General features: G+C 54.6%; 16 protein-coding genes and 1 tRNA gene. 7 read left to right on the top strand and 10 right to left on the bottom strand.

What is annotated here, in order from left to right; translation table 11 throughout:
- Positions 1-108: 108 nt before the first annotated feature.
- From ABD971_RS03580 to ABD971_RS03565, 4 genes are read right to left on the bottom strand one after another with little or no spacing between them, the layout of a single operon-like run.
- Positions 109-942 (bottom strand): hypothetical protein, encoded by an 834-nt coding sequence (locus tag ABD971_RS03580; RefSeq protein ID WP_345319475.1) that lies wholly within the window; start codon positions 940-942, stop codon positions 109-111.
- Complete coding sequence (locus ABD971_RS03575) at positions 939-1,775, bottom strand: hypothetical protein (protein WP_345319472.1); 837 nt, start codon at positions 1,773-1,775, stop codon at positions 939-941. The genes ABD971_RS03580 and ABD971_RS03575 overlap by 4 nt, the downstream gene beginning before the upstream one ends.
- A complete protein-coding gene (locus ABD971_RS03570) occupies positions 1,772-3,001 on the bottom strand; it encodes a restriction endonuclease subunit S (RefSeq protein ID WP_345319470.1) in 1,230 nt (409 codons plus the stop codon). Before ABD971_RS03570 ends, ABD971_RS03575 begins: the two co-directional genes overlap by 4 nt.
- Entirely contained in the window at positions 2,998-5,136 is a 2,139-nt protein-coding gene (locus ABD971_RS03565; RefSeq protein ID WP_345319468.1) for a type I restriction-modification system subunit M, read from the bottom strand. The genes ABD971_RS03570 and ABD971_RS03565 overlap by 4 nt, the downstream gene beginning before the upstream one ends.
- A gap of 428 nt (positions 5,137-5,564) precedes the next feature.
- Between ABD971_RS03565 and ABD971_RS03560 the strand changes: the two genes are divergently transcribed.
- From ABD971_RS03560 to ABD971_RS03545, 4 genes are all read left to right on the top strand, one after another.
- Complete coding sequence (locus ABD971_RS03560) at positions 5,565-6,389, top strand: hypothetical protein (protein WP_345319465.1); 825 nt, start codon at positions 5,565-5,567, stop codon at positions 6,387-6,389.
- 102 nt (positions 6,390-6,491) lie between these two features.
- Positions 6,492-8,213, top strand: coding sequence for a sigma factor-like helix-turn-helix DNA-binding protein (locus ABD971_RS03555; protein ID WP_345319463.1), 1,722 nt, complete (start codon positions 6,492-6,494; stop codon positions 8,211-8,213).
- 2 nt (positions 8,214-8,215) lie between these two features.
- The gene (locus ABD971_RS03550) at positions 8,216-8,350 is read left to right on the top strand and encodes a hypothetical protein (protein WP_345319461.1); all 135 of its coding nucleotides are present in this window, start codon (positions 8,216-8,218) and stop codon (positions 8,348-8,350) included.
- A complete protein-coding gene (locus tag ABD971_RS03545; RefSeq protein ID WP_345319459.1) occupies positions 8,347-8,721 on the top strand; it encodes a DoxX family protein in 375 nt (124 codons plus the stop codon). The genes ABD971_RS03550 and ABD971_RS03545 overlap by 4 nt, the downstream gene beginning before the upstream one ends.
- A gap of 405 nt (positions 8,722-9,126) precedes the next feature.
- On the opposite strand, the gene ABD971_RS03540 is transcribed toward ABD971_RS03545, so the two are convergent.
- Positions 9,127-9,200: transfer RNA gene (locus ABD971_RS03540), tRNA-Met, on the bottom strand.
- A gap of 638 nt (positions 9,201-9,838) precedes the next feature.
- On the opposite strand from ABD971_RS03540, the gene ABD971_RS03535 reads away from it, so the two are divergent.
- A complete protein-coding gene (locus tag ABD971_RS03535) occupies positions 9,839-11,431 on the top strand; it encodes a prenyltransferase/squalene oxidase repeat-containing protein (RefSeq protein ID WP_345319457.1) in 1,593 nt (530 codons plus the stop codon).
- A gap of 195 nt (positions 11,432-11,626) precedes the next feature.
- Here ABD971_RS03535 and ABD971_RS03530 read toward each other — a convergent pair whose 3' ends face one another.
- Both ABD971_RS03530 and ABD971_RS03525 read right to left on the bottom strand, forming a co-directional pair.
- Positions 11,627-12,931 (bottom strand): DUF58 domain-containing protein, encoded by a 1,305-nt coding sequence (locus ABD971_RS03530; protein WP_345319455.1) that lies wholly within the window; start codon positions 12,929-12,931, stop codon positions 11,627-11,629.
- Between the two features lie 48 nt (positions 12,932-12,979).
- Positions 12,980-13,948 carry an AAA family ATPase gene (locus ABD971_RS03525; RefSeq protein WP_345319453.1) on the bottom strand — a complete coding sequence of 323 codons (969 nt, stop codon included), beginning with the start codon at positions 13,946-13,948 and terminating at the stop codon, positions 12,980-12,982.
- Positions 13,949-14,563: 615 nt separating this feature from the next.
- Between ABD971_RS03525 and ABD971_RS03520 the strand changes: the two genes are divergently transcribed.
- Positions 14,564-15,781 carry a cytochrome-c peroxidase gene (locus ABD971_RS03520; RefSeq protein ID WP_425571245.1) on the top strand — a complete coding sequence of 406 codons (1,218 nt, stop codon included), beginning with the start codon at positions 14,564-14,566 and terminating at the stop codon, positions 15,779-15,781.
- A 327-nt stretch (positions 15,782-16,108) separates the two neighbouring features.
- Entirely contained in the window at positions 16,109-17,764 is a 1,656-nt protein-coding gene (locus tag ABD971_RS03515) for a BBP7 family outer membrane beta-barrel protein (protein ID WP_345319451.1), read from the top strand.
- Here ABD971_RS03515 and ABD971_RS03510 read toward each other — a convergent pair.
- From ABD971_RS03510 to ABD971_RS03500, 3 genes are all read right to left on the bottom strand, one after another.
- The gene (locus ABD971_RS03510) at positions 17,761-18,498 is read right to left on the bottom strand and encodes an SDR family oxidoreductase (RefSeq protein ID WP_339940565.1); all 738 of its coding nucleotides are present in this window, start codon (positions 18,496-18,498) and stop codon (positions 17,761-17,763) included. The two genes, ABD971_RS03515 and ABD971_RS03510, sit on opposite strands and share 4 nt — an antisense overlap.
- Before the next feature lie 202 nt (positions 18,499-18,700).
- Positions 18,701-19,477: a DUF6655 family protein gene (locus tag ABD971_RS03505; protein WP_345319449.1), complete on the bottom strand. Its 777-nt coding sequence runs from the start codon at positions 19,475-19,477 to the stop codon at positions 18,701-18,703.
- A gap of 596 nt (positions 19,478-20,073) precedes the next feature.
- Complete coding sequence (locus ABD971_RS03500) at positions 20,074-21,579, bottom strand: DUF4332 domain-containing protein (protein ID WP_345319447.1); 1,506 nt, start codon at positions 21,577-21,579, stop codon at positions 20,074-20,076.
- Positions 21,580-21,919: the final 340 nt, after the last annotated feature.

The following is a 21,919-nucleotide window of genomic DNA, read 5'->3' as shown; positions in this document are numbered from 1 at the left end:
CTGTGAGCCCTCGTTGAATAAGTGATCCACTCGGGAATCGAACCCGATCGTCCCCCTTCAGCCAGGCACTCGTCACTGAGTGCATAGTTGGAGGGGGGCATGCTGCCATTACATCAATGAATCATGTTTCTGCTCTATCTCAAACGCGATTTGGTCCGCCGTGGTTGTATCAAATCCAAAAACGGTCTTTAGGTTGACCGAAATCTTTTTTCGTATTCGCGTCGTGTTCCCTCCCAGCTTTTTGAAGATCGATGAGTGCCCGTCTAGAACACTACACCACTCATCTCCTTGCGGAATTGACGCTTGGGATAAACGCTCTCCGATCGTCTTCGCTATTCGACTGAACAAAACGAAATCGTCGAAGCAGAGTTTTTCTGGTGAGTTTGGTGCGGTGAGCTTTTCGTATTCCTTTTCGTTCTCCGGTGACCATGGAGTCAAGTTTTCAAACTCAGCCTCAACTTTCTCGACAACGCATTGATCCTCGTGAAGGACCCAATTCCGAACCGCTCGGTAATAGTGAAATCGAGAAATCAAGTCTTTCCCGACGAACCTTTGCATCTCATGCGTCGATCGTTTCATGTTCTTTAACGCAAGCGATAATTTATCAATGCCCTTCGCGTCCCCGGAATATTCGCGGGATAGTAGATCAAGGTGTTCTCTACGAAGGTTCGTGAGAAATCGGTCGGCCGATTCGTAGACGACGACAATATGATGCCGGTACAGGTGTGTTTGGAACGAGGCAAGCTCGGAGACATTGACGCACACGCCGTGGGTTTTTGATGCCGCCGCGACGAAGTCTTTAACGCTTCGGTCATCGGCAGCGGCAGCGACGAAGTATCTCGCGGCAAGTTCGGTCATTTCGACCATGGCATCCAGTTCGCCCATCTCTTTCTGCAGTTGGCGATAACATGGAAGGCTAAACGTATTCGAGGATGACGTCATTGGAGATCCCTTCTGCGAGAATCCGTCAATTCGTCACGCACAAATTCTCCAAATGCAATCAACACCAAGTCGATCGTTGACAGGCAATGTTCGATGAACTCGCTGGTCATGTAGAACACCCAAGGTTCACCGCCGAAGGTCGCGGAAGAAAACCACTCCGCTGGCCATTTCTCCTTTGCGATCCGATTGGCAAATTTCGAGCGTTCGTCGACCGGCCACTCAAAGCCACAATGAAACATCTTGTTCCGGTAGCCAAAGAGTGCTTCGAGCGTCGGCTTTAAGTCACCGGGGAAGCGATCGCAAACCCCAACTGCATCAGCGAGCTGAAGTATCCCCTGTACTAAATCTGTACGCGACTGCCCGTTCTTGAAGACAAGATGGCAATCCCATTTCGTCTTGTCAGCATCTTGCCAGCGTGAATGGTTGCTCATTTCCTTTTCGCTCGATTCCAGCTTCGTACCAATCGCCAAGAAGCACTGGAAGAAAACAGTCTCGAAGAACGGTGCAAGCATTCCGATTGCCGCCATGCTATGAGCGGCGTCCTGATACACGGATTCATGCATCAGTGAAACATACTCATCGGTCGCGTAATCGTTCCAAATTCCGGAGAGTCGTTTTGCCTTCTCCTCGGCAAGTCGGATTTGTTCAGAGTGGGCGGCCTCAGTCTCAGCATTTCGGCGGAGCAGATATTGGATTGCATCAAGCTGCGATTCAATGTCAAACGCAATGCCCAACCCATGAAGCCAATCGCGGGCCGAAAGCTCTGGAAAGTGTTCAGGATCCAACTTTGCGAGCCATTCAGGAGGATCTGGAAACGCGTTGCTACCAGTCATACCGGCACATCCCCATTCATCAATCGGGGAAGTAGGATGTCTCGGGCCAAGCGAAGCTGCTGATTCTGAGCGTCAAGGGTGCTGATCTGCCTATGTGTTGGTTCTACCAATGCATCGAATACCGTTTGCAGATTGGCTGGTGGGACAACAACCGAAATATTTGACAGAATTGTGAGGTTCAGGTTTGGCATGATAGAGCCGCCTGCACGTGCCTTAAGTTCACCTGATACATCGTCTCGACCAAGAATGTTAAAGAGCATTCGCGGACTGATAATTGTCCGATCCGTGCGAAGACGCATACAGCCGGTTCCACATAACCAACCTTTCTCTCGTTCTGTGATCAGGCACTTTCGGCCGATGTCGCCACGACGTGCAAGAACGATGTCACCGTCCTGGAGTCGATGCTTGGAAAGCCGCTCCGTGATTTCTTCCGGGACTCTCGCGATCGTCGATGTGCTTATTTGCGTACCGCTTATGTCTTTGGGCATGACAACGGGAAACCCTTCTTCCGTGTAGTCCGCCTGGTGTAACTGACTACCAAACGGCCCCGTTTGAATTCCGTTTCCCGCAACGCAGACTTGCGAGAGATTTCGTCGTTCCCAACCGTTTGGGACTCCATTACAGATTTTTGTGTGTTCGTACCCAGGGAAGCGGAGACGGACGAACCACTCCTCGTACAGTTGCCGGCCCGATGCTTCCAGCAACTCCATCCGACGACGATTGTTTTCGATCAAGTCGTCGTAAGTGGACAGAATGTCTGCAATCCGACGCTGTTCCGTTACGGAGGGAACTGAGAGCGGAATTGAAACCAGTTTTTGTTGACTCAAGTTGTCCTGGGCGGCCCCTTGGGAGACACGTTTAAAAGTTTGTTTTACTAAGTCGAGCTTGTACTTAACGAACCGCACATCCGATTCTCGCTCATCGGCGACAAATCCAATGACACTGTCTGGGAAACATGCGTCCATGTCGAGTATTGCTGTCTCTGCAATGTTCGCGGCGATCGTAATGCACAACGTCCCGACAGGCCACTTCTTGCTTTGCGCTAAACCGGCTTCACTGTAGCTTTGCGAATAAGTACTAAGATAAAGTTGGGCAGCCTTGATATCACCCGTCTGCACGAACGGATGTGGCCCACCATAGAGGTGTTCAGCGTCACGAGGTCGATGGCGAGACCGTCCGCGAGAAACATGACCAAGTTGGTCGAGCTTTTTCAATGTCCAGCTCAAACGACCATCTCCTCGTAGTTCGCTTGAATCTTGGCTGCCAGTTCGACTGCTTCCGAATTTAAATCAGCTAGTTCGACGTGGATGTCATGCATCGTTTGTTCAAAGTCAAAATCCTCATCGACTTCCGCTGGCGCGACGCCGACGTAGCGACCCGGTGTCAGACTCCAATCCGCTGCTTCGATCTCGGCTAGGGTGACCAGCTTCACTAACCCAGCAACGTCGACCAATTTTCCGTCTGGAAATCGCTCTAGCAACCAAGACGCTTGCCGGTGAAAGTAGACGCTACGCCGCAACTGCTCGATTGCTGATTTGCGAACCTCGTCCAGTTGTTTTAACTCTCGGCTTACCGCCCGGCGATCATAAGGCAGTGCTTCTCTCACTTCGTCGCTGGCATCGGACAACAACGACGCGATCAACGGGTTGATCCGGCCTGCTAACTTGCACAACAAATCAATTTGCTTAACAAGTCCGCGAGTTCGCTCAGCGAGCGGAGTGAAAGCCGCCAACGCCGACTGCTGGGGCTTGGTCGTCGCCGGTGGTTTTTCATTCTTGCCTTTGCCATACGCGACCATATCCTTCCACAGCGATTGGCGATCCTTACGGTAGGCAGCATCGGCTTCTTGCAACTCCTTGATGGCGGCGAGGATCGGATCCTTCTCTGCGTCGGAGACAAGCTTGGACTTATTCAGTTCTTTTACGAACGTGGATTTCTTATCGTTGACGCTATCGAGTGTCGATTCCAAATCTTGCAGCAGTGGTTCGCAGCCTTGCGTTTCGATATTGATCGAGTGCAGGTATCGCTGGACCAACGCGACGAACCGTTTTTTCTGGCCTCGGTACAACCAAACAATCGACGACAGATTTGCCATTTGCTCGGGTGCGAAATCATTGATCTTGCGATTTACTTTGCGGTAGACGTTGCGAGCGTCAACCATCAAGACGGAATCACGCTGAGCCTTTGGCTTGCCGCGATCAAAGAACCACAACTCACAGGGAACCGACCGGGTGTAAAAGAAGTTCGACCGTATCGACATCATCACGTCGACATCGCCCGTACGGACAATTCGTTCACGAACATCTTTCTCGCCATGCCCGGCGCTGGAAGCCTGCGACGACATGACAAATCCGGCACGGCCTTTCTCGTTCAGATAGCTCCAGAAATAGGAGATCCAAAGATAGTTGCCGTTGGAAACCTTCTTCTGCTTGTTAACACCTGGTAGACCGAAGGGCAACCGATCGGTATCGGTCTTGATCCGTTCGGCATCGACCAAGTCGACGTTGAACGGAGGATTAGCCATCACGAAGTCCGCGCTGCCGACCAAGTTGTGTTGGTCTTCGTAATACGTGATCGCTTCGCCGATCTCGCCGGTCAGCCCGTGGACAGCCAAATTCATCTTGGCGATTCGGATCGTGTCTGGGTTCTTCTCTTGGCCGTAGAAAACCGCCTTCTTCGCTGTGTCGCCCCCTTCGTGTTCGATGAAGTGGCTTGACTGGACGAACATCCCACCCGAACCACATGCCGGGTCAAAGACTTTGCCGTGATCAGGTTCGATGACATTGACCAGCATTTGCACCAGTGAAGAAGGCGTAAAGAACTCGCCGTTATCGTGGGCTTTCTGGATTGAAAAGCGAGCAAGGAAGTATTCGTAGATACGACCAAACACGTCGCCGGTGGCTTGGCGGATTTGTTCGCTATTGAACAGCCGCATCAGGTCTTCGAGCACCTGGGGTTCAAAGATGCCGTAATCCTTGGGCAGCACGCCCTTGAGCGGATCAAATTTCTCCTCGATCGCCCGCATCGCATCGGTCACGAGCGCCGGCAACGGCTTTTCACCGCTGGTCGCCATCCGCATGATCCAGTCGAAACGTGCTTCGTCCGGCAACGGCAGCGCCCTTCGGCGAACGTAATCCTGGTCGATGACCTTCCGCTTCGGCATCCGACCAGCGGCCTTGTCCTCTTCGATTTGCCGAGTCGCCACATCGAACCGATTTTCGGCATGACGCAGAAAGATGATGCCCAGCACAGGCATGAAGTAGTCGCTCGAAGTCAGCTTCGAGTTGGCCCGCAGATTATCCGCCGCCGACCAAAGGTCCGCCTCCAGTTTCTCAATATCCGCAAACGAGCTTCCATCCATCCGCCAAGCACCCCAACAGTCCAAGTTGCCAAAATCATGCGATCAAATCGAATGCACATGTTTACCAAACAGGGCGCACTCCGGCAAGATATAGAGCATCGACTGTCTGTGTGAGAAATGAGCCGGGTCGTTCCTCTTAATTTTCCATTGCAACGCAATCAAGTTGACAACGAATCAACAACTGAACCTAGATCGAAGGATTAACCGGCTACACCATGCAAGACATTAACGAATTTATTCAAGATCGAGTTCGCGTTCTGGGACTTCCATGGTCATGTGACAAAACGCGGCTGGCAGCTACCGCCGACTTTGAACTCGGCGGCGTCAATCCTCAGATAGCTGTCGGTCGCGTTCTCTCGGCATCGGAACTCAATGACTACGACATCGGTAACAAAGCGGTTTTCGATTACTTCACGAGCCTGCAGTTATTGAAAGTGGTTGAATTCAACTTTGAAGCGTTCGGAACGACGCTCGACGATCTTTCGTCCGACCATGCAGAGCATCCCAATCTTAACGCGGCGATGGTTCATGCCATGATGATCCATGTCAACGCTGCAACTTTGAACTTCCTGGGGGCTATGCGAACGTATCTCGACCACACCGAGACGCGGTTGAAAAGACAGTTCGGAAAAGATTCCGAACAAGTTGCTGCGTTTAAGGGAGCGGCTTCAAAATCGTTCGATTCATCTTTTGCGTACCGATTCGTGTACAGACTTCGGAATTTCACGCAGCATTGCGGGATGCCCCTTGGTCACATCGCTGCCAATGCGTCACAGCAGCAAACTGACGCGACGACAAAGATCGCGCAACTTGACTTCTTTCTTGACAGAGATCAGTTGCTCCGTGACTTTGACGGATGGGGAAATGTGGTCGAGCCCGACCTACGGTCCCAGCCCGCGCGATTTCCGCTACAACCACTAATAGAGGCCACAGTAGAGGAAATACGAGCGATCAACGCGGTTGTTTCGCGATCGGAAATTGAGGCGGCAGGTGATCGCGTTAGCGGTCTTCTGAACCTAATTGACGAGGCGAGGCAGTTCGGCGAGCACCCTGCCATTATAAAACAGATCGAGGTGAAGCTCGACGAGGTCAGCCACATACCGAAGATGGATATCCAGCTTGAACGGCTACAAGTTGATACGATCGCGGATATTGATGAGCTGCTCAATCTTTTCAGGCCTCGTAAGACTGCGAAGTCTGCGCGAGAGCGATATCGCGAAGGCTGGGATGCCGTATTTGGCAAAGATGAGTAATGCAAGATTTCAAAAAAAAGTTTCAGATTGGACGTTGTGAAAGTTGTTCACCAGTTCCATTCCCTATAGAGGCACCTACTTTTCACGCTTGAGGAATGGATCATGATCCGGCTACCGGAACGCTTTCGAGAACTCGGGTTCGACGCCATTGAGCTCGAACCCACCATTACGGACGACGATGGTCAGTCACGCCGGGAATCTCTTCGGCTGCTGATCGTCACTGATCTGGAAAACCTTATCCAAGAGGCGATCGAAATCGCTCGCTGGCACGCCGATCATGGCACACCGGAAAATCAGAAGTTCTTCGATTTCTGCATCCAAATGCTTTCGTACGTTGGGGCGTGCGACAAGATCGACCCGGTGAATGAAAGACGATTCGATGCGAAATCGTTCAATCATTCTCCTGACTTCCGAGAAATGATGCGAATGACCAATTCGCGTCACCTTCCCCAGTCAGAACGACTGAAGCGATTTGTTACCGACGACCATCGGTTTGATCAGAACAGTTTTGAAGAAGCTCGCTACCAAACTCCAGAAATCGTCATGCCGTTTGATGAGACTCGGTATGTGGCATTTCGCGACAATCTCTTGGACGAGATGGTTGGGGTAAGGGCTGAGTTAGAAAAATCTGCCACAGACACGGTTAGGGCGGAAGCTCATAGCTGGCTGCGAGATCCAAAGGCTCCAAAGAAAAAGAAGAAGAAAGCGAAGGAGATTTTGGATGCGGACGATGTCTTTGAGGTCTGTCCGGAGCTTTACGATGCGTGGGACGAGATTGAGCAGATGCTAATGAAGACGGCGCTGCGGATCGAGACCGACCGCACTCTGCCGTTTGAACACCTACTCCGCCCGGCAAGCCAAATCCTTGCCGATGTCACCGAACTGTCGGCATCAGAAAACTCGCAAAGTGACGATCCGGTCGAGATCTCCGATGATCAGCTTCACCGATTTCTAGATGTTGATTCCGCCGCGGAAGTAGTGCAACGCATTATTGACGTCGAATCTGATAATCCCGATTCGATGGGCGAACAAGCGCAAAAGCTGATGATTGAGGCGGTTGAGAGCAAAGACCCGGATGATCTGTGGGAAGCGTTGGAGTGGTTTTGCGAGAACATGGTCAACCGAAATGAGTGCATTCGCTTGCTCGCTAGAGAAGCTGAATGGATTCTTCATATCTTGCTCGAACTCGCTCTCATCGAACGATATGTCGAGATTCGCCCTGAACTTTCGCGAGCTGAACGCCGGCTGTTTCACTTCATGTATCGAAGGTCGCCTTGGTTCAACGGTCGCATCCCGGCGGTAGATCAAATTGGAACTGGCTTTCTATTCGGGCTTGATGACGAACACGCATCGTTGGTGATCGGTGTCGCCGGTTATCGTGGCGACGCAGACCAGACGAACGAGCTTGAAACACGTTGGAAGGCGTTCATCGGGCTATATCCGTTTTGGCTGGAGCTTCTCCGTTCGCAGGATACCGAACGAAAGTCCCGGCGCAAAAGTGAAGCGATGACGCCAGAAATCGAAGATGATCTCGGGTGCGATGATCCTAGGGAATTGATCGACATGCATTTACCGAGGGAGTTGGTCGACGCCTCGATTGAAAGTGTCCAAATTCTGTCAGAGCAATACTGTACGGCCACACAACGACCCATCATCGTCGGACGCTTCGTCGATCGGAAAACGCAGGACGAACTTGCGATTGAATTCGGCGTTTCACAGCAAGCGATCAGTCGCACGCTGAAATCGGGCTTGGATCGAATACGAAACGGATTGTTTCAGGATCAGAAAGTGGAATCAGCTAACGACCGCCAAAGGAGTGCGTAACAATGGACCCAACAGTTTTGCTAACCGTGTTAGCTATCCTCGCTATCCTGGCATTGGCCGGGTTCAGCGTTTCCCGCGGCTTCGGCCTGCGTTTTAAAGGCTGGGGCATCGAACTGTGTATCGAGAAGCAAGAATGACGAACGTGGGTCACGCACTTTCAATTGGCCTACTTTCCCTGCTTTTCATCGCGGCCGGCGTCAATCACTTCGTGTCGCCGGGCGTGTACTTGAAGATCATGCCTGAGTATCTGCCTTGGCCGTTGGCTCTGGTTTATGTCTCCGGGTTCTTTGAGGTGCTTGGTGGCGTTGGCTTGGCGGTGCCACGACTGCGTCGAGCGGCGGGGTGGGGATTGATCGCTCTGCTTGTTGCCGTATTCCCAGCGAACGTTGACATGCTGATGAACGCGGACCAGTTCCCGGCGATTCCGGTTTTGGCACTGGTTGCACGGCTGCCGTTGCAGGGCGTACTAATCGCTTGGGTTTGGTGGGCGGCAGTGAAATCGCGATGATGTTCGCTTCTCCCAGCGATTCTCAGCGTCTCTAAATCACATGACCCGGCTGAGGGTGTTTGGGCTCCGTTTCGGTGGGTCGCTACGAACTTGGTGAGAGGAAACATCGCGATTTACAGAGTCAAACGATGTTCTCAACTGGATCGAAAGGGAGGTCGCGACGGCTCCTAACCCAAACCGGCTAAGAAACGGAGAACGTAAGAATTCTGGCCCAGAGACCGAAATCCGGCCGCGGCCGCCGGCCAGTGTGTTCTCGGATGTCTGAGACGATAGAGAAACCGCCGCGACGATCGTTAACGCAAGTGGTTGCGGGATAACGGGATAAAACGAAAAAAGCCGACGTGAGAGCCACGTCGGCTTTTCGTTTACCGTTGGGTCGGAAAGTGTTCCAACCTTTCAGAGAAGTTGCGGGAGCCGGATTCGAACCGACGACCTCGAGGTTATGAGCCTCGCGAGCTACCGGGCTGCTCCATCCCGCGGTGAAGTTTTCGAGTGAGCGACTTGCGTCTCCCATCGATGTGCAGACTATATGGGAATCCTCGGCAAAGTGTCAACAGGCTGCACATCCCAATTTTAACATTTCTTGACTTGCCCTCCGCCAATGCCTCTCTCGATCCGCCGCAACCGGAAAAATCGTTATCAGTCAGGTCACTTGTAACGATGATTTCCCCCTAGCGACGCAATTCGTATCCGTTTCCCGGTTCCGTCGTTCGCATTTTTTTAACTCACACCCTATTCTATGTAGAAGCCTGTTCGTCATGCAAACTTTTCTCTCGCTGTTCGGTTTTTGATGTCGCAAGTGGATTCCCAATCCGATTTGATCCACCCCGATGTGGCTCCCGCACCTCTGGGGGGAACCTCACACAAGTCGGGTTCCGTGCCCCCTCCGCCATTGCAGCCAGCCGCGAATCCAACTCACCCCGCTCCCCAAAATCGAACTCCCCAAATAAACCGGGCTACTGAAAAGACGAATGGCGATCCGGCCAAAACAGCTCCGCCTTCACCTGCCGCAGTTCCGCCCAGCCCAGTTCCACCTAGTTCGGGCCCACCTAGTTCGGGCCCACCTGCGAGCCCCCCGATTCCGCCTCCGCCGCCGCCCCGCGCGACGCTGCCTCCATTGCGATCGGCATCGGCACAAAACGAAAACACGCTCCGCCCCCACTCGGCAACTCAGCCTGCCGCCGTCGTCGCCAGCGGGATTGGTTCGGCAAAATCGCTTCGCTGGCGAGACGAGCTGCCCAAGTTCATCAAAAGAAAAGCGAAGCCCGACGCGGCGTCTGCCGGCACCGAGCAGCCTGGGACCGAGCAGGCTAACGCCAACGAGCAAGATGGTCCGTCCACCGAAGAAAAAATCGTCAAAGGGGCTCCGCCTTGGTTGATCAGCACCGTCATCCACTTGGTGTTGTTGTTAGCGCTGGCGCTGATCTCAACCCCAGCGGGCGATGCGATCAGTCGCGTGCTGCTGGAAATCGGCCAGAGCGAAACAAAAGAAGAAGTCAACTTTACCGAATTTGTCGTCGACCCCAGTGAAGTGCTGGTGGATGCATCCGACATCGAGACCGATCAAGAAGTGATGGTCGATATCCCGTCAATCTTTGAAGACGCCAACGACTCGGTGGTCTCGGAAGTGGCGATGGCGGACATCGGGTTCGGACCCGAGATCGAGATCGCTCGTCCGATGTTCAACGGACGTTCCGGAGCAATGAAGTCGACGCTGTTGGCGCTCTATGGCGGTACCAAAGAGACACAGCATGCCGTCGAAATGGGATTGGAATGGCTCAGCCGCAATCAGGGCACTGATGGTGGATGGAGTAAACGAGGTCCGTATGCCGATGGCGGTGTGGTGGAAAATCGAACCGCGGCCACGGCGATGGCTCTGCTGGCGTTCCTCGGTGACGGCAACACTCATACCAAGGGCAAGTACGCCGAGCATGTGGACAAGGGGGTCAAGTATTTGGTCAAACAGCAATCGCGAAGCGGCTTCATGGCCAAAGACGCTCGTGGTCACGAACAAGCCTACGCGCAAGCCCAAGCGACCATCGTGCTGTGTGAATTGTACGGCATGACCAAAGATTCATGGCTCCGCGACAAGGCCCAAGCCGCCATCGAGTACGCTCAAGACGCTCAAGGAGCACAAGGCGGTTGGCGTTATTATCCCAAGTCGGATTCGGACACGTCGATCACAGGATGGTTTGTGATGGCGTTGGAAAGCGGTTCATCGGCGGGTTTGGAAGTCAACCGCAGCGTGTTGTACAACGTCGAAGGCTACTTGGATCTAGCCCAAGCCAGTGGCGGAGCCCAGTACGGCTACCAACCTCGCAGCCGCCCCAGCCCTCCGATGACAGCAGAAGGTTTGTTGTGCCGCCAATACCTTGGTTGGCCGCGAAACCATGCGCCCATGGTCCAGGGCATCGACGCGTTGTGGGAAGTCGCTCCCTTCGACTACAACAATCGCGACTGCTATTACTGGTACTATGCGACTCAGTTATTGCATCACTACGGCGGTGAGCCGTGGCAACGTTGGAACGAGAAAATGCGAGTGCAATTGCCCGCCAAACAAGAGACTCGCGGACGCGAACGTGGCAGTTGGGATCCGCAAGGCGACCGCTGGGGGGATCACGGCCGCTTGTATTCGACTTGTTTGTCGCTGTTTTGTTTGGAAGTTTACTACCGCCACATGCCGCTGTACGCTGGCCATGCGGTCGAGTAACCAATGTCGCTGACCGCTCCGCGATCTTGGCGTGTAGCGAATCTTGCCGCGTCGACGGCCCCAATGCCAACTCTTTTGATAGCGCCCGCGACGCGAGCCGTCCGGTTACCGCGAGTAACGCGTTCGAAACAGACCGGGCGGCTTGCGCCGCACCGCTACAAAATGACGCCGCGTCGCGATGGAAGACGCTGTCGATTATTGGACACGCATGAATTTACAGGCGGCGTTGCTGACGTTGGCGGGAAAATCGTCTCGCGAAGTGATCAGCATTGACGGCGACTGGGGCATCGATTCGATGTAGGCCGCCAAAGCCTCGTCGGCCTGCTGGGTGCTGGTGCGATGCGCCATCGCGAGTCGGATCAGCATCGTTTCGAGGTCGCTCGCGGATTTGCGAGAGAGATGCGAGTCGTCCAGCGGATCTTGTGACTCGCTGGTGATCATCAGCTGGACGCCGACGTTACGCTGCCAAAGTTCGGTCAGACAGGTGGCGGCTAGCGACAGCACACGCTCGATCGTCTCTTCGCGGTCGACGGTCGCACCGCCGGACTTCGAGTCGCGGGGTGGCGATGTTTTGCTTGGCGAAGCGTGGCTGAGGGGATCCGGGGCGACGGCGGTGTCGACCAAGATAAATGCCATGCGTACGCCGGGTGTCTGGAATTCTTGGACGATCGGTTTACCGAGCCGAGCCCATGAGGCAAAATCCCAGCGTCGCACCGACATGCCGGTTTCGTATTCGCGGCTACCCGAATAATCGTAGGCCTCGGCGGCCGCGATCTTGCGAATCCAGCCCGACATATCCGACAACTTACCGCTGGAGGCTGCTTCGTCGGTCTGGCCCACCAATCGAGGTGTGATCGGAATCGTCGTTTGGCTGGGGATCCGTTTGCTGAACTCGAACAAGCAAAACGGAAACGTTGATTTCACGCACACGTCCGGCAACAGATGCACGCCACGATGACGGAAGCGAAGCGCGACGTCGGTGGATGCCGTCTCGCGAGGCGAGATCATTCCGATCGAGACGGCATCGGACAGTACTTCGTAAGCCCGGGCAGCATCGCTTTGTTGGTTCGCCGATCGTTTGCGAAAGCGGCGGAACAAATCTTTGCGACGCGATGCATCCAATCCCGCCGTCAACTGCAAGGCAGGCAAATGACGTTGGTTCTTTAAATGGATTCGCAGGTTGAAAATCTGGCCCGCTTCGACACAGCGTGGCAGCGAAAAATCGACGTGCAAACGAGGCTGCATCAATTGGTTCACCAGCAAGCTGACGCCAAGCGTGGCAACACAGGCGGCGAACATGCCGACCCAGGGGTAGCCCCACAAGATGTTCAGCGAGATGATGCCGATCAACAGCATCGATATCGATGCGGGAGTCGCGGAGCGCCGAATCGCAATCGCCGTGCGTAGCGGAAACATCAACACGGTGGCTAAACCATGCAATATTCGTCGCCACCACGGTCGCGTCCCCGCCGGATGTGTCGGTAACAAGAGATCCGGCATCGCAGAAATTTAGCTTTCGGGGGAAGAAGATCGGAAAGGGAACGCGATTCAGACTGGTACTTCGATGGACTTTAGCAAATCAACGATGATCAGTGTGGTTTCTTCGGAGGTTGCGATGGCATTACGCGGCGAAACGCGATGCGAAAGGATGCTCGGTGCCAAGCTTTGCACATCGTCGGGCAGCACGTAGTCACGGCCCAACAAAACCGCTTTCGCTTGCGCCGCTCGCATCAACATTTTCGATCCTCGCGGGCTGACCCCGACTCGCAGTCGGGTGTCGGTACGTGTCGCGGCGGCAATCTCGACGATATACGCGACTGCTTTGCGATCGACTTTTACTTTGCGGACAAATGATTGCAGTGCCGTCAATTCGTCGCCAGTCATGACAGGTGTCAATGCGGACGCTGGGTCCGATGCCGCTTGTTCCAGCAGCAATTCAATTTCGCTGTTGGTATCGGGATAATCCATCGACAACCGCATCAGGAAGCGGTCGAGTTGCGATTCCGGCAGCGGGAATGTGCCTTCGAAGCCGGACGGGTTTTGAGTGGCGATGACAATGAAGGGACGCTTCAGTACATACCGCTTGCCATCGACCGTGACCTGGGACTCCGCCATCGCTTCGAGCAGCGCACTTTGCGTGCGAGGTGAGGCGCGGTTGATTTCATCGGCGATCAACAGGTTGCTGAAAACCGGTCCGGCGCGAAATTCGAATGTCCCCGACGACGGCCGGAAAACACTGCTGCCGATGATGTCCGCGGGCAGCAGGTCGGGCGTGCACTGGATGCGTTGGAACTCGAGGTCAATCAATCTCGCCAACGATTTGGCGAGCGTGGTTTTACCGACTCCGGGCACGTCTTCGAGCAACACCGAGCCCTCAGCCAACATCGCGATCAAGACAGCGTCAATGACATTCGCCTTGCCACGAATCACCTCTTGCAGCGATGTCCGCACATGGTTGATTTTCGTGAGCAGTTCCGCAGCGTTGATGGTCGGTTGGGAAAGCGGTGGCGATGACATTTCAGAAGCGGTTTCGTGCAAGTGATTAGGGTCGGAGTGATGGGATAAAGAGTGAAGCGACACTGACGTTTTTACGATTGCGATCCCCCGTCAAGCGTTTGGCTCAAGACCGTTCTGCTGCAATGTTTTTGACAGGGGGCGGGCCCTCGTTTCCGGAGCCTGTTTTGTGGGTGCTTGTTCGTTCGAAGTTGCGTTGGGATGCGGGGCGATGTTTTTTGCGAGAAGAAGAGTTCGGTTTCGAAACGAGGGGGGATGGATGAGTGGTTGGGATCGAAAAATCTGATTCTCCGGACAATTTGACCGGGTGATGACGATCCGTTTTGCCTTCCGACGCAATTGTACCCGACCGGTCACGCAGTGGGTGCGTCGCAAGACAACAAAATGAGTTCGAGTTTCGCAGCGGACTCCCGGTGATCGCAAAATTGCTCGCCCGCATTGTCGCGGCTACCATGGTGAAGTGCCTGGAAAAGGTAGTTATACTAGGACAACCTACCTAGATCCCCTCCGAAAAATCGAGAGACGCCGCTGATGCGACATTCTATCTGCCAAAGAAATTTTCGTTCCCCGCTGACTCGGGTGTCCCGGCTTAGCCTGGTGTCGTCGAGCCTTTGTTTTTTGAGCCTCGGATTGCTCGGCGCGACCAGCTGGGCGGAACAACCCGCCCCTGCGGCAACCCCATCCAACGAGGTCACATTGGGGACGGGGACGTTGTTGACGGGAATCCCCGGCGAAGGCGATTTGACCGAGGCGGAGCTGAAGCTTTGGCTTGCCAAACCCGAGAATCATGCGGAATTGAAAATCAAGCTGCCGCTTGGACTCGATGCTGCCAGTGCGAATGTGTTCATTCCCGAAGACAATCCGATGACCCGGGCCAAGATCGAACTGGGACGTCAATTGTATTTCGATCCTCGCTTGTCATCCGACAGCACCGTGTCGTGTGCATCCTGTCATGATCCCGACCAAGGTTACGCGGCGAACACACAGTTTGGTGTGGGCGTTCGCCAACAAGAGGGGGGGCGAAACTCACCCGTCTCGTACAACCGAATTGTCAGCAAGGCTCAGTTTTGGGACGGACGCGCCGCAACGCTCGAAGAGCAAGCGGTGGGACCGATCGCGAACCCGATCGAGATGGGCAATACGCACTCGGGATGCGTCGAATGCTTGTCAGGCATCGCCGGTTACAAGTTGCAGTTTGATGCAATTTTCGAGGATGGATTGAACATCGACAACGTCGGCAAAGCAATCGCGTCGTTTGAACGTGCCATCGTGACCGGACCCGCTCCCTACGACTACTATGCTCCGCTTGTCCGTTTCGAGGAAACGTTCGCCGATGATTTAGAGTATCTCGACGAAGAACCTGAGCTGAAAAAACAGTACGACGCGCTGAAGAAAGCGGTAGCCGAGCATCCGATGAGTGAGTCGGCCAAACGGGGCATGAAGTTGACGTTTGGGAAAGCCAACTGCACAGCATGTCACGCCGGTGGCAACTTTACCGATGAACAGTACCACAATCTTGGTGTCGGGATGGCCGCCGAGAAGCCGGACCTCGGTCGTTTCGAAGTCAGCAAGGACGAGAAGGACCGGGGCGCGTTCAAGACACCCACAATGCGAAATGTTGCCGCGTCACCACCGTACATGCACGACGGCAGCCAAAAAACGCTCGAGGAAGTTGTCGAGTGGTACGACCGCGGCGGACATCCCAACCCATGGCTAAGCGACAAGGTCAAACCGCTGAAGTTGACCGAACAGGAAAAGGCCGACTTGGTCGCATTCATGGTCGAAGGTTTGACGGGCGATTTCCCACCGATCCTGCAAACTCGCTTTCCCGAGTAATCCGTCCTACGCCACCCGTAGCGAAAATCGCGAAGACTTTCGGCCCGGCCCTCCCGTAGCGGAAGTCGTCAAGACTTTCGGCCCGGCCCTCCCGTAGCGAAAGTCGTCAAGACTTTCGGTCCGGCCAGTGGGAACGAGAGGGGGAGTGGTGACCGATGACAGGCTGGAAGCCTATGCTACGGGGGTTCCGGCCTTGCAATCGGAATAACCGTCAAAGCTTTCCAGAATTGCTCAACCGACATGATTGGAATTGTCGAAACATTCACTAGGGTCGCTGTGCACTCAGCGAACTGATGATGATTCGTTCAATGTGTCGGAAGATAAGCAATGAAATTGCCGCGTACGATCAGCCGTTCCCCCTACCAAGTTGTCTTTGGGGTGGTGACAATTGCTAGCGTGCTCTTTGGAACTCCTGCGGTGCACGCTCAGATTCGTACGAAAAAGCCGGATCGCGGCGTCTATCAGCCGCCGACGGTCACGAAGTCGGCGACCCAGTCGAATTCGCGACTGATTCCAGTGCCGGTCGAAGACATCCATGGCAACGTGATGGAATCGGGCGACCGTGATGCTCAGGAAAGTGATGTCCAGGAAGGTTCGCCAGCGACGGAACCTCAATTGCTATCACGCCGGGCGAAACTGCAGCAAGTCAGCCACAATAATGTCGTGCTGATGGACCCGACTCCGCACGGCAGCGGCGAACAAGAGATTATTGTGGAAAGCGACGCATGGCCCGCGCCGATCGAAACTTGGTCCTCCGAGGGCGAAGAGTTTTACGAAGAGGGCCAGTATTACGAAGGCGGATACGGCGACGTCGGCTGCGGTGTCGAGAGCTGTGATTCGTACGGCTGTGACGGCTATGGATGCGACTCGATTGGTTGCAACCACTGCGGCCCTGGAAACTGGGCCAACGCCAGCTTGGTGTTTCGTCGCGATCGTTGGTTTGCCAATTTTGAATTGTTATTGATGTTCCGCAGCGGCGATTATCTGCCGCCGCTGTTCACCACCGCTCCCGCGACGGCCACCAACCCCGGCCGACTCGGGCAAGCCTCGACTCGCGTCATAGCGGGCGGTGGCGAAGTGCTGAACGAGCTTACTGCCGGAGGTCGATTGACGGTGGGCACCTGGCTTGACGATCATCATTCGCGAAGCATGGTGGTTCGCGGTTGGGGAACGGGCGAGGAGACCTATAACTTCAGTGCCGATCAATCGACGACCCCTGTCATCACACGCCCCTTTTTCAATGTCACCACGGGGCAAACGCCGAGCCAAGACACGCAAGTGGTTGCGACGCCCGGATTCACCAATTCAGGATTCGCAAACGTACATGCCTCGAGCAGCGTGTACGGAGCCGACCTTTCGATTCGGCAACACGCTTATTCACGCTATGGCGGCACCGTCGATCTTTTGTACGGATACCAGTATATGCATCTGAGCGAAGATCTGGTCACCTCGAGCACCTCGACCGCCGGTGAGGACAATCCCGCTCCGCTTGGCTCGGTCTTCGCCATCCGTGATTCGTTTGATGCACAAAACGATTTCCACGGCGGACAGATTGGAATTGCGACACGCTACCGCGAAGGATGTTGGTCGTTCAACAGTTTGTTCAAAGTTGCCGCGGGAAATCTGCGACGCGAAGCGACTTTGTCAGGGCAAACCCAAACCAGCAATGGCCCGACGTTCACTGATCCGAATGGTCTGCTGGTTCGCAGCACCAATGCGGGGAATCGAGTCGACGATACATTCGCGTGGGTTCCCGAGATCGATTTGTCGCTGGGATGGCGTTACTTCCCACGGTTTGACGTGACGGTGGGGTATCACATCATCGCGATGACCGAAGCGTTGCAAGTGTCAGGGCTGATCGATGACCAATTAGCGTCCAACCTAGCGGATCCGGTTTCCGACCCGCTACGACCGAGTTCCAAGATGGACTACAAGACGTTTTACGTGCATGGCATCCACTTTGGAATGCAATACGTCTACTAAACCCATTCTTGGATGGTTGGCTTGATCACGATTTCCGGTACATGGGCTCGCGGTGGCAATTGGCAAATCGTGCCGATCAGCGCCGCGATGTCTTCGGGTTGCAGGATGGCGTCTTTGTGCTCCCTCGTGACCGCGACGGGCCGGTTGTCCAAAATCGGCGTGTTCACTTCGCCAGGGTAGACGTTCGTCACTCGCACGCCTTCGTTGCGTACTTCGTTTGAAATGGCAGTGCCAAGGGCGGTCATTGCAAACTTGCTGGCACAGTAAACCACACCGCCGAGCGAGATCGCTCGTTTGCCAGCGATCGACGAGATGTTGATCACAACGCCGTCACGACGCTCACGCATTTTCGGAAGCACTTCGAGGATGCAGCGGTAGGCTCCGGAGGCATTAATTTGCATGACACGATCCCAGTCTTCGGGGACCATGGCAGCCATAGTGCGGTTTTGGATATTGATCCCAGCACTGTTGACCAGGATGTCGACCTCGCCCACTTGGTCACGGACAAAGGCAAAGAACGCGGTGATGCTGTTGGGATCCGCGACGTCGATGGCGTGAGTCCGAACGGGATGCTCGCTTTGAATCGTTTGGGCCAGCGTTTCAAGTGGTTCGGTACGACGTCCGCCCACGACGACTTTACAGCCAGCCATGGCCAATTCCCGTGCGATACCAGCGCCAATCCCCGTTCCGCCGCCTGTAATCGCAACGACTTTTCCTGCTAAATTTGACACGATGCCAATCCCAATGATGTTGGTTGTTTGATGATGCAAAACGTCACACCACCAAACCGAAAATGGTTCGCTGGTGTGAGCCAGCATCTTAACAAACCCATAGGGATTTTACATGCCGCGTTGCCGCTTCGATTGTGTCCCTTTGAACGCGGATTTCACATCGCCTGCGTCTCGCATGGCGAGCCAGGGGAGCGCGATTACCGCGTTAGCGATTGAAGTAATCGGGGACGGAGGGCGTTTCGGCAATTTGCTCAGCGGGCGTCGACGGCGAACCCATCACCGCATCTTTGCGGTCCATGATTTTGATCGGGGCCGCTTTGGCAACCTTGCCCGAACTCATGATGCTGCCACCGACACCGTTGTAACCGACCGCCTTTTGACGCTGGTCGATGACCGAACCGCTGCGAAACGGTCCAACGCCAAGCACATAAGTGTCATTGTTGTGGGTCAACGCGGTCGATTCTCCGCCCGCACCTAACGCGACACCCGTTTTCGCGTCATAACAAACCAGCCCGATTTTGGCGGTTCCCATTTGAGTGTTCCGCGAAGCAAGCTTGATTTCAGGAAGCTCGATCGGCAATCCTGGCATGCCGAGCGCTGGGATCCCCACGTAGCTCTCTTGTGTATCGGTTCCCACACCGCCACTGCGTGGTTCAAGCACGACGTCCGCTTGATCGAGTGTGGTCACCAAATGTCCGCCTGATTCAAAGATTTTGTGACGAAGCGTGCCCATGAGGTAAGCCTTGTCGACGGAATCAAGGTACTTTTCGTCGATGAAGACTTTGTAACCCGCCAGCTCGTTGAACTGTACGTTGGAGAACGCGCGGTCAATCGCGGCCGAAATCAGAATCTGTTCCGTGCCGGTTCGCGCCGTATTGGAGGTCTTCGTCGAAGCACATCCAACCCCCAAAACGCTGGTGCTGCAGGTGAGTCCCGCTAGGACCGCGTTCTTCCAAGTCAATCGAGTGGGTTTGGTACTCATGCGTAAATCATCCATGTGAATTAAATCTTGCTAGCATTCATCCGCTCACTGCTAGTCACTTGCCCGACAGGGTGGGTCGTTAGGATTGTTCGGATTTCATAGCGGATTGTCGTTACTGAACACTAGATCATCATTGCATTTTGCCTTTGGTTCGCAGATTGCCTATTTTGCGTTCCTGGGAGTTGTGAAGCAAAAATGTTTGAAATCGGGTGGTTTTCGGATTTTGTAAATGAGTTTTAGGGTACTTCGCCGACCCAGCGAAGTTAAGTTTGGAGGAATAGGTAAAAGGACGAGTTTATCAGCCTGCGGTTATCCGAATTTCCGATGTATGCTTCTGTCATACGAAAAATGAGGGAACGGTATAATGAGCTCTGCGGCGAATTTGATTTTGGGCTCGCTGCACTTTTTAGACGTTGTAGGCATTGCCCCGTTTACAGCGTTTAGGGGTGCAGCGAGCCCAGGACCATAATCTCCGTTGGACGTCGTAGCGGAAGTCGTCAAGACTTTTGTCTTTTTGCCGTTAAGAACTTCCGCGTCTCTATCGCAACCTTTTCGTTCTTGTTGCCGATCGCGTTTTTGTTGCCGATCGATTGAACTTAGGCCGCTCGATTTTTTCGGTACACTCGAGCTTCGGCGATCCAGCGAGCTACATTGGCTTGGTCCGGAGGAGTGCTGCTACGGAGGATCCGTTGGCCTGCTTTGGTGTCACAGTAGCGGTCGATTTCATCGCTCAGTTCATCCGCCACACGTTCGGCCAACTCGGCGGGCGTACGGCAGCCCACCGCGACCAGCAGTTGTGACTTGTAACCGCACAGCGATGCGATGTGGGTCACCAACGTCGCTTGCGCCTGCCAATCTTCGATCAATTCCGCCGTGATCCAGCGAGTGTCCAATTGGGCTGCCATCTGCTTGGCATCACTCGCTAAAAATTGGCCGATGGTCGTGATGCCGATGGCGGCGAATCGTTTCGCGGTCTTGGGACCAATCGACGGCGCATCGACGAGGTCTTGGGAGTACGATGAGTCTTGGGAGTACGATGACGTGCTCGGCGATACCGTGCTTGGCGAAGACGAGACGGACGCTCGTTGTCGCGACGAAGCCGCGTTCGACGAATCGTCCACGCTTGGCAACGTTGATGGAGTTCCCGCGGCCGGATTGTCGGTGACCGGTTCCGTCACGCTCGCCCCCGACACCGTCGTCGCGTTTGGCAGAGGTCGTTCGGCGCGGACCGAACGGACTTCTTCGGGCAAGTTTGCTTTAACCGTCCCGGTGCGTTCGAATTCGGCAAACAGGGCACGGACCGCTTGTTGTTCCTGCGCCGAGGCAATCTTTCGCACGACCCACTGCGAGGGAATCTGGATCGCCGAGACGACCGTGGCCAAGTTCAACGAGACCTGAGGCAGCGGGCTTTGGCAGGACTGCGCGACACGTTCAAGGATGCGAGCCCAGCCGGTGATCGCGATCCCAAACATGCCGACCAAGATTTCGCGGGACTCGGCGTTCAGACCGTCCGCGGGACGCTTCACTCCGCGTTTGAGATCATAGATCTCAATGATTCGGTGATAGTGCTGGTGCGATTGCTGAGCTGCCGTCATTACCGCTTCGGAAATCCAGCCGTCGCTGCGGGCGAGTTGAAAACGGACACGCACCTTGCCATCGCGGATTTGGCTATAGATTTCCTCATACGACTTGCAAACGCTCCATTCCATCGGTCGATGAACGACCCCTTCCTGTTCGCTCGAACCGGTATGCAGTGGCATGATGGGATCGGTAAAGTAATGGCTGAGCACCCCCAAACTGTAGGCGGCCTGTTTGAATTGTTGATGTTCCAGCTGATCGGTGGCGGTGGCGAGCCATTTTTCGCAGGCACGCGGAGCGCCACCCCAATTGTTGTCGCCGACATGCAGCACGTGGTTTTTGAAGTCGCGAAACTTGGTGTCTGGATCCTTGGCACCGCGGAGGTAGTCGCTGTAATGTTGCAGCAAAATGTTCCCGAGCTGGACGCCCGATGGGGTTTCGAGCATCGAGATCGCATCAAGAGCGAAATAGTGATGCGTGCTGCGGCAATGCGCCGCGCGAAGGATCGTTAACAGGAGCGACATTTCGTTCTCCAAAAAAAACAGGACGCTGCCGGATCAGGCGAGACGCGAGTCAAGGATGGCAATTCACAGCGTCAACGCGAGCCGATTCGAGGAATCAATCTCCCAATGAATCGCAGATTTACCCTGCTCGCGTCAAACGAGAATCGGCGGATTCTTTGTCGATCGAGGTCGAATGTCCGCGAATCGTTTCAGCAGATGGACGCCTGACGCTGGGGGGTTCGTGCGGGCGTGAATGCAACCGAAGATGAAGAAATCGTGTGCAAACGTGATGATTGGATGAAAATGTAGCGACAGAATGTCTGCCACCCTCGCTCCCCCTTGTTATCTAAATTCCGTTATG

It is taken from the genome of Novipirellula rosea (assembly GCF_039541335.1).
Classification (GTDB): domain Bacteria; phylum Planctomycetota; class Planctomycetia; order Pirellulales; family Pirellulaceae; genus Novipirellula; species Novipirellula rosea.
This window is presented reverse-complemented; position numbering and strand designations above follow the sequence as displayed.

Bases quoted from the DNA above. Each gene is read 5' to 3' on its own strand.
- ABD971_RS03580 (WP_345319475.1), bottom strand. From the start codon at position 942: ATGACGTCATCCTCGAATACGTTTAGCCTTCCATGTTATCGCCAACTG.
- ABD971_RS03575 (WP_345319472.1), bottom strand. From the start codon at position 1,775: ATGACTGGTAGCAACGCGTTTCCAGATCCTCCTGAATGGCTCGCAAAG.
- ABD971_RS03565 (WP_345319468.1), bottom strand. From the start codon at position 5,136: ATGGATGGAAGCTCGTTTGCGGATATTGAGAAACTGGAGGCGGACCTT.
- ABD971_RS03555 (WP_345319463.1), top strand. From the start codon at position 6,492: ATGATCCGGCTACCGGAACGCTTTCGAGAACTCGGGTTCGACGCCATT.
- ABD971_RS03550 (WP_345319461.1), top strand. From the start codon at position 8,216: ATGGACCCAACAGTTTTGCTAACCGTGTTAGCTATCCTCGCTATCCTG.
- ABD971_RS03545 (WP_345319459.1), top strand. From the start codon at position 8,347: ATGACGAACGTGGGTCACGCACTTTCAATTGGCCTACTTTCCCTGCTT.
- ABD971_RS03530 (WP_345319455.1), bottom strand. From the start codon at position 12,931: ATGCCGGATCTCTTGTTACCGACACATCCGGCGGGGACGCGACCGTGG.
- ABD971_RS03525 (WP_345319453.1), bottom strand. From the start codon at position 13,948: ATGTCATCGCCACCGCTTTCCCAACCGACCATCAACGCTGCGGAACTG.
- ABD971_RS03515 (WP_345319451.1), top strand. From the start codon at position 16,109: ATGAAATTGCCGCGTACGATCAGCCGTTCCCCCTACCAAGTTGTCTTT.
- ABD971_RS03505 (WP_345319449.1), bottom strand. From the start codon at position 19,477: ATGAGTACCAAACCCACTCGATTGACTTGGAAGAACGCGGTCCTAGCG.
- ABD971_RS03500 (WP_345319447.1), bottom strand. From the start codon at position 21,579: ATGTCGCTCCTGTTAACGATCCTTCGCGCGGCGCATTGCCGCAGCACG.